General features: G+C 53.7%; 12 protein-coding genes. 1 reads left to right on the top strand and 11 read right to left on the bottom strand.

Annotation, left to right across the window (positions count from 1 at the left end):
• The 11 genes from fcl to B498_RS20470 form a co-directional block, all read right to left on the bottom strand.
• A complete protein-coding gene (gene fcl, locus B498_RS20420; RefSeq protein WP_008499423.1) occupies window positions 1-966 on the bottom strand; it encodes a GDP-L-fucose synthase in 966 nt (321 codons plus the stop codon).
• A gap of 2 nt (window positions 967-968) precedes the next feature.
• Window positions 969-2090, bottom strand: a complete 1122-nt coding sequence (gmd, locus tag B498_RS20425) for a GDP-mannose 4,6-dehydratase (protein WP_003863514.1) — start codon at window positions 2088-2090, stop codon at window positions 969-971.
• Between the two features lie 24 nt (window positions 2091-2114).
• Window positions 2115-2663, bottom strand: a complete 549-nt coding sequence (wcaF, locus tag B498_RS20430) for a colanic acid biosynthesis acetyltransferase WcaF (protein WP_008499422.1) — start codon at window positions 2661-2663, stop codon at window positions 2115-2117.
• Between the two features lie 15 nt (window positions 2664-2678).
• Window positions 2679-3425, bottom strand: coding sequence for a colanic acid biosynthesis glycosyltransferase WcaE (wcaE, locus tag B498_RS20435; protein WP_008499420.1), 747 nt, complete (start codon window positions 3423-3425; stop codon window positions 2679-2681).
• Between the two features lie 16 nt (window positions 3426-3441).
• Window positions 3442-4662 carry a colanic acid polymerase WcaD gene (gene wcaD, locus B498_RS20440; RefSeq protein ID WP_008499419.1) on the bottom strand — a complete coding sequence of 407 codons (1221 nt, stop codon included), beginning with the start codon at window positions 4660-4662 and terminating at the stop codon, window positions 3442-3444.
• On the bottom strand, window positions 4637-5854 hold the full coding sequence (wcaC, locus tag B498_RS20445) for a colanic acid biosynthesis glycosyltransferase WcaC (protein WP_008499418.1): 1218 nt from the start codon (window positions 5852-5854) through the stop codon (window positions 4637-4639). The genes wcaD and wcaC overlap by 26 nt, the downstream gene beginning before the upstream one ends.
• Window positions 5851-6342 carry a colanic acid biosynthesis acetyltransferase WcaB gene (gene wcaB, locus B498_RS20450; protein WP_008499417.1) on the bottom strand — a complete coding sequence of 164 codons (492 nt, stop codon included), beginning with the start codon at window positions 6340-6342 and terminating at the stop codon, window positions 5851-5853. The genes wcaC and wcaB overlap by 4 nt, the downstream gene beginning before the upstream one ends.
• Window positions 6342-7184, bottom strand: coding sequence for a colanic acid biosynthesis glycosyltransferase WcaA (wcaA, locus tag B498_RS20455; RefSeq protein ID WP_021241458.1), 843 nt, complete (start codon window positions 7182-7184; stop codon window positions 6342-6344). The genes wcaB and wcaA overlap by 1 nt, the downstream gene beginning before the upstream one ends.
• Window positions 7185-7249: 65 nt before the next feature.
• The gene (gene wzc, locus B498_RS20460) at window positions 7250-9412 is read right to left on the bottom strand and encodes a tyrosine-protein kinase Wzc (RefSeq protein WP_008499415.1); all 2163 of its coding nucleotides are present in this window, start codon (window positions 9410-9412) and stop codon (window positions 7250-7252) included.
• Between the two features lie 2 nt (window positions 9413-9414).
• Window positions 9415-9858: a low molecular weight protein-tyrosine-phosphatase Wzb gene (wzb, locus tag B498_RS20465; RefSeq protein ID WP_008499414.1), complete on the bottom strand. Its 444-nt coding sequence runs from the start codon at window positions 9856-9858 to the stop codon at window positions 9415-9417.
• A 6-nt stretch (window positions 9859-9864) separates the two neighbouring features.
• Window positions 9865-11004, bottom strand: a complete 1140-nt coding sequence (locus B498_RS20470) for a polysaccharide export protein (RefSeq protein ID WP_008499413.1) — start codon at window positions 11002-11004, stop codon at window positions 9865-9867.
• Between the two features lie 684 nt (window positions 11005-11688).
• Here B498_RS20470 and B498_RS20475 point away from each other — a divergent pair.
• The gene (locus B498_RS20475) at window positions 11689-13272 is read left to right on the top strand and encodes a TerC family protein (protein ID WP_008499412.1); all 1584 of its coding nucleotides are present in this window, start codon (window positions 11689-11691) and stop codon (window positions 13270-13272) included.
• Window positions 13273-13348: the final 76 nt, after the last annotated feature.

Genomic DNA, 13348 nt, shown 5'->3' with positions numbered 1-13348 from the left:
TTACCCCCGGAAGCGGTGCTGGTTTTCCAGGAACCACTGATAGGTGCTGGCCAGCCCCTGCTCCAGTGACACCTCGTGATACCAGCCCAGCTGATGCAGACGGGTCACGTCCAGCAGTTTGCGCGGCGTGCCGTCCGGTTTCGTGGCGTCAAACACCACGCGGCCTTTGTAGCCCACCACCTGCGCGATGGTCTGCGCCAGCTCGCGAATGGTGCAGTCCACGCCGGTGCCCACGTTGATGTGCGACAGCATCGGCTCGGTGTTCTCCTGCCACACCTCGCGATCCAGCTCCATCACGTGAATGCTGGCCGCAGCCATGTCGTCCACGTGCAGGAATTCGCGCATCGGCGTACCGCTGCCCCACACCACCACATCCGGCGCGTTCTCGGCGGTCGCCTCGTGGAAGCGGCGCAGCAGCGCCGGGATCACGTGCGAATTGCTCGGGTGGAAGTTGTCGTGCGGTCCGTACAGGTTGGTCGGCATTACCGAGCGATAGTCGCGGTTGTACTGACGGTTGTAGGACTCGCACAGCTTGATCCCGGCAATTTTGGCAATCGCGTACGGCTCGTTGGTGGCTTCAAGCGTGCCCTGCAGCAGCTCGCTTTCAGCGATCGGCTGTTTTGCCATTTTCGGGTAAATACAGGATGAGCCGAGGAACAGCAGCTTGTTCACGTTGTGCAGATGCGCCGCGTGAATGATGTTGCTCTCAATCATCATGTTTTCGTAGATGAAATCCGCCGGGTAGGTGTTGTTGGCAACAATGCCGCCCACCTTCGCCGCCGCCAGATACACCTGGTCAATACGTTCGTTCGAAAAGAAGTCCTGTACCGCACGGCTGTCGAGCAGGTTCAGCTCGTCGCGCGTGCGGACAACCACTTCGACGTCACCGCGCTGTTCGAGCTGGCGAACAATCGCGGAACCCACCATTCCGCGATGACCGGCGACAAAAATACGTTGTTTTGTCATTCTCAGGACTCCAGCGCGATGGCAACCTCGTAGCCATGAGATTTGAGCAGGGAGTGTTTTTTCGCTGCTTCAAGATCTTTGGCTACCATCTCGGAAACCATCTCCTGCAGAGTGGTTTCTGGTTTCCAGCCCAGCTTCTCGTGCGCTTTGGTTGGGTCGCCCAGCAGGGTTTCCACTTCAGCAGGACGGAAGTAGCGTGGGTCAACCTGCACAATCACGTCGCCTGGCTTCACGCCCGGTGCGTCATGGCCGGTCACGGAAACCACGATGCCCTTCTCTTCCACGCCGGTGCCTTCGAAGCGCAGCTTGATGCCCAATTGAGCGGCAGCCATTTCGACGAACTGACGAACGGAGTACTGCACGCCGGTGGCGATCACGAAGTCTTCTGGCTGTTCCTGCTGCAGCATCATCCACTGCATTTTCACGTAGTCTTTGGCATGGCCCCAGTCACGCAGGGAGTCCATGTTGCCGAGGTGCAGGCACGATTCCAGACCCTGCGCAATGTTGGCGATTGCGCGGGTGATTTTGCGGGTCACGAAGGTTTCGCCGCGACGTGGAGATTCGTGGTTGAACAGAATGCCGTTACAGGCGTACATGCCGTAGGATTCACGGTAGTTCACGGTGATCCAGTAGGCGTACAGTTTCGCTACCGCGTACGGAGAACGTGGGTAGAACGGCGTGGTCTCTTTCTGTGGGATTTCCTGCACCAGGCCGTACAGCTCAGAGGTGGATGCCTGGTAGAAACGGGTTTTCTTCTCAAGACCCAGGAAGCGGATCGCTTCCAGCAGACGCAGGGTACCCATGGCGTCCACGTCAGCGGTGTATTCCGGAGACTCGAAGGAGACCGCAACGTGGCTCATCGCGCCCAGGTTGTACACTTCATCCGGCTGCACTTCCTGCAGGATACGGGTCAGGTTGGAGGTATCGGTCAGGTCGCCGTAGTGCAGGTGGAATTTCGGGTTCGCCGCGTGAGGATCCTGATAAATATGATCGACACGTTCGGTGTTAAATGAAGACGCACGACGTTTAATACCGTGTACTTCATAACCTTTTTCCAGCAGTAACTCTGCCAGGTAAGAACCATCCTGCCCGGTAACGCCGGTGATGAGAGCGACTTTAGACATGTTTATATTCCTCTACTTATGAATTTAATCAGTTTCAACGCGTTCGCGTATCACCACTGCGGGGTTGCCACGACAAATTTTATTTGCCGGTAGCGATTTAAAAACGCTGCTGCGGGCACCGACTACCGTGCCATCGCCAACAGAAACACCCGGTGCAACAAAAACATCCGTTGCCAGCCAGCATTTTTCACCAATCACAATAGGCGAAGCGGTAATATCAAAATGCTGACTCATAAAGTCGTGGCTGCCGGTGCACAAATAACATTTCTGTGAAACCACCGAATTCGCGCCAATCGTAATCTCGCCCAGGGTATATAACACCGCGTCATCCCCTACCCAGGCGTAATCCCCAAGCGTTAATTTCCAGGGATAGGTAATTTTCACCGAAGGACGAATGACTACGTTTTTTCCTATTTTTGCGCCAAAGAGACGCAATAAAAATGCTCGCCAGCGGTAAAGTATTTGCGGTGACCAGGCAAATAAGGTGGCCTGAACCGCCCACCATAGCTGCACTTTAATACCGCCTGCCCCCCGAAAACCTTTCGGTACGGAGAAACCGTTCAGATCCTGCATTACGTTTCCTTATATTCAGGCTTTGTTATATAAGGCTTTCGTTTTACTCGTGGTACGCACGCGTAAAAAATAAGATAATTCCGCCCAGAATCCCGGCACGCGTAATATTTTACGCTGCACGTTTTTGGCATCCTGGCACAACTCCAGATTATTCGAGGTTGACACACCCCCCATTGAAAACTCAGATACCAGCCCTTTAATTCGGCGGAACGGGTAACCTGACTTATACAGACTGGCGGCCAGCGCATAATCGGATGACACTTTATACTGCAAATCGTAAGGCTGTTTTTTCAGACCTTTTACCGGAAAGAAAATGGCCTGATGGCTGGCGGGTAAGCTGTGGTAGATATACCAGCCCGGCTTCGCGCTGCGGCACACTTTATGTCCGTCGCCAAAATCAAGCAGCGCATCGCCAATATACATGGCGTCCTCTTTCTGGCGCGCCAGCTGACGGGCAAACAGCGCCACGTCGTCATGGAAGATATCACCCGAATTCAGGAAGATGGCATAACGGCCTTGCGCCATGTTAATGCCTTTGTTCATTGCATCGTAGATGCCTTTATCTTTCTCGCTGATGTAGCGTAAGTTGAACTCACCGTTGAGTTTTTCCAGAAACTCTGCCGTGCCATCGTTCGAGCCGCCGTCGACCACAATCCACTCAAAGGTGAGGCTTGGATCGCGCGCCAGGTTGCGCAGCGAGCGCCAGGTTTTTACCACCCCTTCGTAATTACGAAAAGCGACAGTAATGACGCTAAGAAACATAAATCACCTCATTTCGTCATACGTGCGTAATATTAAGCGCCTTGCGCAGAATAAACGGACAGACAATCAAGAAAGCATATTCCGGGCTAAATATTGACCCGGTAAAAAACAGCGACACCGGCGTAAACAGATAAAGTTGCACGCGAAAGTTCTGGTTATCACCAAACGCGTTAATCATCATTTTGAAAACTTTAAACAGATACCACAGCGTCAACAGTACGGCGAACCACGAAAAATAAATAATTAACAGATACAGACCATTGTCTATGGTTTTACCGACATCCGCACCGTTAAAGATTCCGAATGATGCAACATATTCGTAAAGTGAGCCGAATCTTACTACACCATCAATATGGGTTAAGGAATAACCCACCATCACCAGTGGTCCAATGATGCGATAATAGGACGAGGATCCTTCCGTTCCCAAATCACCCAGACGTTCTGAGATGTAGGGGAAAGCAAATATCACGCCCACCATAAATACCGTCAGGGAGATAATCGCCAGCGGCAGTTTTTTCTTAATCGCATCTTTGTTCAGGTACTGAAACGCCCATTCCAGCAGGTAAAACAGGATAAATGTCATTACCCCTGAGAACGATCCAGACAGAACGATTCCTGCAAGAATCATAGCATCGGTCTTAGGCGTTTTGATACCAAACTGTTTGATGCTGAGCCAAATTGAGATTAACGCCAAAGCGAAAAACGCCGGTTCAAAATAGAGGGCCGTGGTACGCTTCCCGCCGAACTTGATGAAGTTCAATACATAGCTGTTGCTGTAAATGAGATATTTCGAAATTATCTCCATCAGGCTGCTGCCGCCGGTGAGAATAATTTGCGCCATCTCCATAGCAGCAAGCATAACAATTAACGCAACGGCAATATAAAAGAACCTGAGGATTTTCCGATAATTGTGCGGAGAAATCGTTTTAAAGCGAATACTCCAGACCATTCCGATAATAATGACAATATAAACAAACAGCATGGTCGAGGTGACGTATTTACTGGCATCCAGCGACTGACCGAAGATATAGTTAAAAAGCGTCAGACCCGTACCCAACCCTAAGGCAATCATCAGCTTCTTCAGGTTGATTTTATCGACATACAGCAGAAGCAGAACGGGCAAGAAGGTGACGATAGTTATCGGGAAGCTTTCGCCGAGCTGGGCAATCTTAACGTTGACCAGCAGGTAAATCAGCGGCAGCAGCAGATAACTACAGATTCTGATAGAACGAGACATACTCCTCCAGCATCTGTTGTCCACTGTAGGCCTTGCGGCTGCGGTTGCGGAACGATTCCAGGTCGGTGCCAAAAACGGCCTGAGCGATCTGCGCCTTCGGCAATTGCACCAGCGGCAGAACCTCCTGCTCCGCAAAAGTTTTCCCGCCGGATTTTTCCAGCACCTCACGTGCCGCATCGCTGTGGGTGGCAATCACCGGCACGCCGATGGAGAGCGCTTCACAGAGGATCAGCGGGTAGTTATCCACGCGGGAGCTGAACACCAGCGCATCCATTTCATTCAGCGCGCTCATCAGCTTGCGCTTATCGGTTTCAAACCCGTGGTTGACCACGTTAGTCCCTTCAAACGGTGAAAATTTGCCGAAGGTGTGAAGCTCAATTTTGTCACCCAGCGCCATCATGTCGCGCACCAGCTGCTGGTTGGTTTTCCCGTCGTAACGAAGGTCATGCGCAACGATAGCGATTTTCGGTTTGCCCGTGGTTTGCGCCACCGGCGTCAGGTCGGCGAGAATGGCTTCCGTCGCCACGTCGATGCCGTTGTTAATAATCTGGCAGCGCCCTGCCCCATACAGACTGTTGAAGGCATCGGCCACGTGCTGGCTCGGGGAGATAAACGTACAGCCGAGCGAGAGCATGTCGCGGAAAAGCTGACGCTTTCCGGCCACCAGCTTGTGCGCGCGATCCACCTTCACCGGCGGATAGTTGCTCAGCGTCGGGCATTTCTGGCAGTTGTTTTTCCAGCCTTCGCAGCCGTCGGTAAATGCGCAACGGCCGGTTACGCTCCAGTGATCGTGCAGCGTCCAGACGAAGCGGGTGTCGGGCTTGTGGGCCTGCACCTTCTGACAAAACGCTACCACCTCTTCCAGATTCAGCCAGTAGCTGTGCAGCACGTGAAAATGCAGCACAACCGGGCCGGTAGTGCGGGTCACCGTGCGATAAAGCGTATTCAGGTTGCCAAACAGATCGCGGTTAAACAGACGGAACAGCGCAATGTTGGCAATCGAGGTCAGGCGCGGCGTGTGCTTGTGCACCTGCGGGAAGTTATCGTGACTGACGCTTTTCTTGCCGCCCTTGCCATAGCCATAAATAAATCGAGACTGAAGTCCTTTTTGCAGCGCGCGCTGGTGCAGATCCAGCGCCACCCCTGCCGCTCCGCCTTCTGCGAGGCGTACGTTAAATTGCAGAATATTCATTTAATCACCTTCACGCGGGCTTTTTCTCCCACCACCAGCGCGTTATCCGGAATGGTGTCCAGCACCACGCTGCCCGCACCAATCGTGACGTTGTTACCAATCGTAATGTCGCCAATGATCACCACGTTCGCGCCCAGCTCGACGTTATTGCCAATGACCGGGCAGGCCAGGCTGTCTGGCCCACGGTTGCCAATGGTCACCCCATGGCGGATGGTGAAATCATCCCCGGCGACCACGAACTTGTTGATCACCACCGCATAGCCGTGATGGATGGTAAAGCGACGGCCAATGGTGGCAGCGGCCTGAATTTCATAGCCAAAAAAGCATTCGGTAATGATGCGGTACAGCACCAGTACGGGGGCCGCCCAGATGTTGTTCAGGATATTTTTCTTACGCCACACCGAGCAAAAATGCGCGATGCGGTACGCCAGAACCATGCAGCAAGGACGCAGGCTCCAGCTGTTAGCGCGGCAATCTTCCAGAAACATTATTTCCCCCGAAGTCCATCAGCCAGGCGCTTGCCGTTACGTATGGACAACAGCGTCAGCAGCGTGCGCCAGTTCATGCGCTTATTGCGGATCTGATAGAGGGTAAAGAGCTGATATTTACGGCTGGCACGGTCAAACTTGTCCTTGTGCTTGCGGTAAAAATGGAAGTAGCCCGAGAACTTCTTCGGCGACGAGGTGATCTGCATCTCCCCGTGGTTGATGTGCAGGATCTGCGTGGCCTCTTCCACTTTCCACGGCTCGCCATACTCCACCACCATGCGCAGAAAGATATCGTAATCCTGCGCGGCCTTCAGTTCGGTATCGAACAGGCACTCCTTGAAGCGCCACGCCCAGGTGAAGACCTGGTTACCAATGATGTTGCGCTTGTAGAACAGGCGTCGAGAGTACGGTGATTTCGGATAGAGCGGCAGGCTGGCAGGCTGCGAGTACACCTCGCCCTGACAGACATAGTCGTTGGCATACAGGAACGCGTGCGTGACCAGCTGCTCTTTATGCGACAGGAAAATAGACAGGCGGTTTGGCGTCCATTCGTCATCGTCGTCGATGCCGGTCAGATACTGCCCTTTGGCCTGCATAATCGCCTGATTTCGTACAGCACAGGCGCCAGAGTTAATCTCGTTGTGGGTATAGACCACCCGCGGGTCGTTGAGGTCAGTCACGAATTTTTGCAGCTGTTCATACGAGGAAGAGCAGTCATCAACGATGATCAGCTCCCAGTTATCGTAATCCTGACGTAACACCGACTTGATTGCGCGGATCGCCAGCTGCTGACGATTCCATGTCGGCATATAGATTGAAACTAAAGGGCGTTGTGTGGTCATGATCTTCCCCTGATCCCTCACCCCGCCCCTCTCCCCTCGGGAGAGGGTTAGGGTGAGGGGGATTGTTATTTGCTGTCAGACTTATATTCGTACTCGTAATACCCGTAATCCTGGTACCCGGTCGCGCGGCGGAAGATGGAGTTCAGGATCACCCCTTTCACCTCAATCCCGTTCTGCTCGAAGCGGCTCAGGCTGGTTTCCACCTCTTTCAGGGTGTTCACCGCGTAACGCGCCACCATCAGCGTCGTACCCGCATGGCGACCCACAACGGCAGCATCGGTCACGGCCAGAATCGGCGGCGTATCGATCAGCACCAGGTCGTAGTTTTTGCTCGCCCACTCAACCAGCTCGGTAAAGCGTTCGCTCATCAGCAGCTCGGACGGGTTAGGCGGTACCTGCCCACGTGGGATCAGGTCAAATTTCGGCACGGTAGTCGGTTTCGCGCTCTGGCTGATGTCACCTTTGCCAAGCAGGATCTCCGACAGACCGTTGACGTTGTTGGTGCCCAGCAGCTCGTGGGTGTAGCCCTTGCGCATATCGCAGTCGATAAGCAGCACGCGCTTGTTGGTCTGGCTAACGACCGCCGCCAGGTTGGCGCAGACGAAGGTTTTACCGATTGACGGGCTAACACCGGTCAGCATCAGGACGTTGTTTTTAGCCTGCATCATGGCGAAGTGCAGACTGGTACGCAGGCTGCGTATCGCTTCAATCGCCAAGTCGGTTGGGTTACCCACCGCCAGCAGCTGGCTCTGTTTGTAACGCTTAACGCCTTTGATGGTTTTCACGCTGTCACGGGATTTTTGCCACTCAGACAGCGGAATGCTGGCATAGACGTTGATACCGTTCTCTTCCAGCACCTGCGGGCTTTCGATACCGCGGTTGAACAGCGAACGCAGCAGCACGCCAACGATGGAGAGCATCAGGCCGAGAATAATGCTGCCGAGAATGATCAGCGCTTTCTTCGGCTTCAGCACGCCAGGCTGGGTAATCGCCGGGTCGACGATGCGCACGTCACCCACGGTGCTTGCCTCGGTGATTTTCAGCTCCTGCTGCTTGTTCAGCAGCTGCATGTAAACCTGCTGTCCTGACTCCACGTCGCGGGTCAGACGCACGATCTCCTGCTGCGTTTTCGGCATCGCGGTCACACGGTCATTGAGCTTCGCCTTCTCCTCTTCCAGCGTGCGGCGTTTCTCCAGCAGCGTGCGGTAAGCCGGGTGACGTTTGGTGTAAAGCTTGGAGATCTCCGCCTCTTTGAAGGTCAGCTCGTTGAGCTGAGCGTCAATGTTGACCATCGAATCGAGGACCGATTTCGCCTCCAGCGGCAGGTCGACAGAGTCTTTATCCTGGCGGTAGGCGTTCAGCTTGTTCTCGGCATCATCCAGGCGGGCGCGCACTTCCGGGAGCTGTTTCGACAGGAACGCCAGGCTTTTCGCCGCTTCAGCCGACTTACGCTCAACGTTCTGCTCAAGGTAGTTGCGGGTAATGCTGTTCAGGATGTCGCGGATCTGATCCTTATCCTCCCCGGTAAAGGTCATGCTCAGCACGCCGGTGTCCTTACCGTTTTCGGTAACGGTCAGGTTGTTTTGCAGGTTGTTGATCATCCCCAGCGTGGAGAATTTGGTGACGGTAAACTCCCCGCCCTCCTGGGCGTTGATCGCACTGACCATCATGCTGACGCCGTCTTTGCTCAGCATCTGTCCGACTTCACCGCGCGCGCTAAAGCCCGCGTCGCTGGTCAACTGATACTGTTTCGGGCCAAGCACCGTCAGGGTAAAGGTCTGATCGGCTGCCCCTTTTGGCAGCACGAAGTCAGTGACCTTCACCGTGTCGTTGCTTCTGCCCATCAGCCGATCCCAGCCCGCACCAAAGATTGGGAAGGTATTTTTGGTGACGGAGATATCGAGCCCAAGGTCGTGAACCGTTTTACCCAGGACCAGACGTGACTGGATGAGCTGGATTTCAGCGTCAGAGGCCGGCGGCTTGTTCGCCAGCGCAGAGCCAATGTCCTGCACCAGCGAGTTACCGGTATTCTGCTCGATCTGCACCAGCGCATCGGCGCTGTAGATAGGGGTGGCGAACAGCGTATAGACGACGGCCGCCGCGGCAAACACGGCGGTAATGCCCAGCACCCACCACTTTGCCTCGATAACCGTGCCAACCAGGCGCCCAATATCAATTTCATCACTGCCCGAAGTCGGGGCGGCAGAAGGTTTTGTTTTTTCTGTCATTGTTATCCCTGCTGAGCTTTCAGTGCCTGCGCCCACTGTTGGGCAGACTGGTCAAGTAAGGTGTAAACCGCCTCGAAAGCCTCATGGCTTTTGCGATATGGATCGGGGATTTCACGTTCATTGTCCCAGTGTCCAAACAGCATCACCTTACCGCGCATCTCCGGAGCGATATCGCACAGCGCTTGAATATGGCGTTTTTCCATCGCCAGAATCAGGTCATACTCACGGCACATGCGGCCAGTGACCTGGCGGGCAACATGCCCGTCGAGAGAGAGGTGATGGTCCCGCGCCACGCTCATTGCGCGCTCATCGGCACCTTTACCGACCAGTGCACCCAGCCCTGCCGAATCAACGTTCAGTTCGGGCTGGTAGTGTTTCAACAACCGTTCAGCCGTAGGGGAACGGCAAATGTTCCCCACGCATACCACCAGAATTTTGTTAAACATCGCGGATTACCAGGTATGAATGTCGCGCGCCGTATCCGTCATGTAGCGAACGCCACTGATGGTTGGCAGCAACTGGTTGATCAGACGGTTCCAGCGGGCAACCGGTGCGGTAGTGACATACACCACGTCGTATGGCTGGAGACGGAACTCCGTCGCCATCACCAGAGAGGTCGCATCGGACATATCCAGCTGGTAGATGTTGGCAATCTTGCCTTTCGCGCTGCCCTCACCTTTCAGCGGACGGATCACGAAGATACCGGTCGCGTTAGAGGTCGTCAGATCGATACCCTCAGCATTGCCCAGCGCTTCGGTCAGCGTCATACCGCTGAAGTCCATCTTGAGGGTGCTCTGTTTCTTCACTTCACCCATCACGAAGACTTTAAGATCGTCATTGCGTGGTACATAGAGGATGTCGCCCGGATAAAGCAGGCGGTTCTGGGTCAGATCGCCGTTTTGCATCAGCGCCTGCAGCGAAATGCGCTGCTCTTTCCCGTTGTGGGTCAGTACCACGTTGCGCCAGTCGGCGCCGTCGGTTAACCCGCCTGCGGCGTTAATGGCATCCAGCACGGTCAGAGGAACGTTGGTGATGGCCTGCTGACCAGATTTGTTCACCTGGCCGGAGATATAGGCTTTTTGCGAGCGGAATGCGGCGATATTAACGTCCACCTGCGGATCGGCGATGTACTGCGCTAAGCGGCCGGTAATATCACTGCGGATCTCGGCAAGCGTTTTCCCTGCTACATGGACTTTACCAATGTAGGGATAGAACATGGTGCCATCTGACTGCACCCAGTTACCGGTGTCGCTTGAGCTACGGTACTGGCCCGCTGGCGTGGTCAGTTCGGGGTGATCCCAGACGGTCACGTTAATGACGTCTCCAGGCCCTACGCGATACTGGTAGGAAGCAATTTCCTGGTCCAGTGACATATTTGGCTGGGCAACGTTTGGACGTGGGCGTAATTGTTCGACCAGACGAGGCGTAAGTGGATAAACATTCACCATTTTGTCGAGATCAAAATCGGCATCCTGTTGCTTGATCACATCCTTGCCCATTGTAGACATATTGCTTCCGGGAAAGACCGTGCAACCGCTCATCAAGGTCACAGACACCAATAATGGCATCAATTTCATTTTGGAGTTCATCATTGATTATTTATCACTTTGGCAGAGTAATTATCCTGTGCAATTTAAATACGTGTGAATCTAAAATGCATTAAGAATGTAGCTAATTAAATAAAAATATAAGTGGCATCATTCCTAAAAAAAACGCTATTTGGCCAGTCACTGTTGACAACGTAATCATGGCCCACCCACACACATTCAGGCACGCTACCGCCCTTGGCTTCCAGCTACCAATACGCTATAACACAATGAATTACAGGCAAAAAACCGCAAGAATTTTTTACTGGTGAAATAAATGAAGCATTCAAAATACGCAGGCACTATTTCGTTAATCGCCCAAAAAAAACATCAATCCTTAACGGGAGATATCCTTTTTTAGGCTAATAATCTTGTAACAGTTAATCCCAAAACAGGCAAGAAAACGGGTTCCGAACGTCAACTTTTAAGAATTTATTTAGAAATGCACTTTATTTTTAAGAATTTCTTTATGTTGACAGCGTTATGATTGACCATCTTTTAATGCGATATTTCTTAATTTTGTTATTTCGGATAAATACAGATTTCCTGGATAAATTAAAACTATTATACCCGCCAGTTTTAATTTAATGATTATTGAGAGAAATCTCATACTGACATTGCATTTTCCCACAGCTTTATCCATGATCGAATTGTGTCATTAGTCATGTTACAGAAGGTATTGCTACTACTATGGAATGGATTGCCGATCCCTCAATCTGGGCCGGGCTGGTTACGCTGGTTGTCATCGAGCTGGTGCTCGGGATTGATAATCTGGTTTTTATCGCCATCCTCGCTGAAAAACTGCCCCCTTCCCAGCGCGATCGCGCGCGCGTAACGGGGCTGCTGCTGGCGATGGTGATGCGCTTACTGCTGCTGGCCTCTATTTCCTGGCTGGTCACGCTCACTCAGCCTCTGTTCTCCATTCACGGTCTGAGCTTTAGCGCCCGCGATCTGATCATGCTCTTCGGCGGGCTATTCCTGCTGTTCAAAGCCACCGTGGAGCTCAACGAGCGGCTGGAAGGCAAAGACAGCGAGAACCCGACCCAGCGCCGCGGAGCAAAATTCTGGCCGGTGGTCGCGCAAATCGTGGTGCTGGATGCGGTCTTCTCCCTGGACTCGGTGATCACCGCCGTCGGGATGGTGGACCACCTTGCGGTGATGATGGCCGCGGTCATTATTGCCATCACGCTGATGGTCATGGCCAGCAAGGCACTGACCCGCTTCGTGAACAGTCACCCGACCATCGTTATCCTTTGCCTGAGCTTCCTGCTGATGATTGGCTTCAGCCTGGTGGCCGACGGTTTTGGCTTCCATATTCCGAAAGGCTACCTGTATGCCGCCATCGGGTTCTCCGTCATGATTGAAGCGCTTAACCAGCTGGCGATATTCAACCGCCGTCGCTTCCTTTCCGCCAATCAGACTCTGCGTCAGCGCACAGCCGACACGGTCATGCGTCTGTTAAGCGGCAAGAAAGAGGATGCGGAGCTGGACGCCGAATCCTCCGCCATGCTGGCCGACCACAGCGACGGGCAGATCTTTGACCCGCAGGAACGACGGATGATTGAGCGAGTGCTCAATCTGAACCAGCGTACGGTCAGCAGCATTATGACGTCGCGGCATGATATAGAGCATATTGACCTGACGGCCCCGGAAGCGCACATTCGCGCCCTGCTGGATAAAAACCAGCACACCCGCGTGGTGGTGACCGGCGGGGAAGCGGAAGAGGAGCTATTGGGCGTGGTACACGTCATTGATCTGCTCCAGCAGCAGCTCCACGGTGAGCCGCTCAATCTCCGCGCTCTGGTTCGCCAGCCGCTGGTCTTCCCGGAGGGGCTGCCGTTGCTTTCCGCCCTTGAGCAATTCCGTAACGCGCGCACCCACTTTGCCTTTGTGGTGGATGAGTTTGGTTCGGTGGAAGGGCTGGTCACGCTCAGCGACGTGATGGAAACCATTGCCGGTAATCTGCCAAACGAGGTGGATGAGATTGACGCCCGCCACGACATTCAGAAAAACGCCGACGGCTCGTGGACGGCTAACGGCCATATGCCGCTGGAAGACCTGGTGCAGTATGTGCCGCTGCCGCTGGATGATAAACGGGAATACCACACCATTGCCGGTCTGCTGATGGAGTATTTGCAGCGTATCCCACAGCCGGGGGAAGAGGTTCAGGTCGGCGACTATCGGCTTAAAACGCTCCAGATTGAAAACCATCGCGTGCAGAAGGTTCAGCTGATACCGCTGCGGGAAGAGGAAGAACTGGATTTTGAGGTGTAAAAAAGCCGGGTGGCGTTTCGCTCACCCGGCCTGCGGTGTTCGGTTTTTGTAGGCCGGGTAAGGCGAAGCCGCCACC

The sequence above is a fragment of the Enterobacter sp. SST3 genome (assembly GCF_000286655.1).
GTDB lineage: Bacteria > Pseudomonadota > Gammaproteobacteria > Enterobacterales > Enterobacteriaceae > Enterobacter > Enterobacter roggenkampii.
Note: the sequence above shows the minus strand (reverse complement) of the source record. Positions and strands in the feature narration are given on the sequence as shown.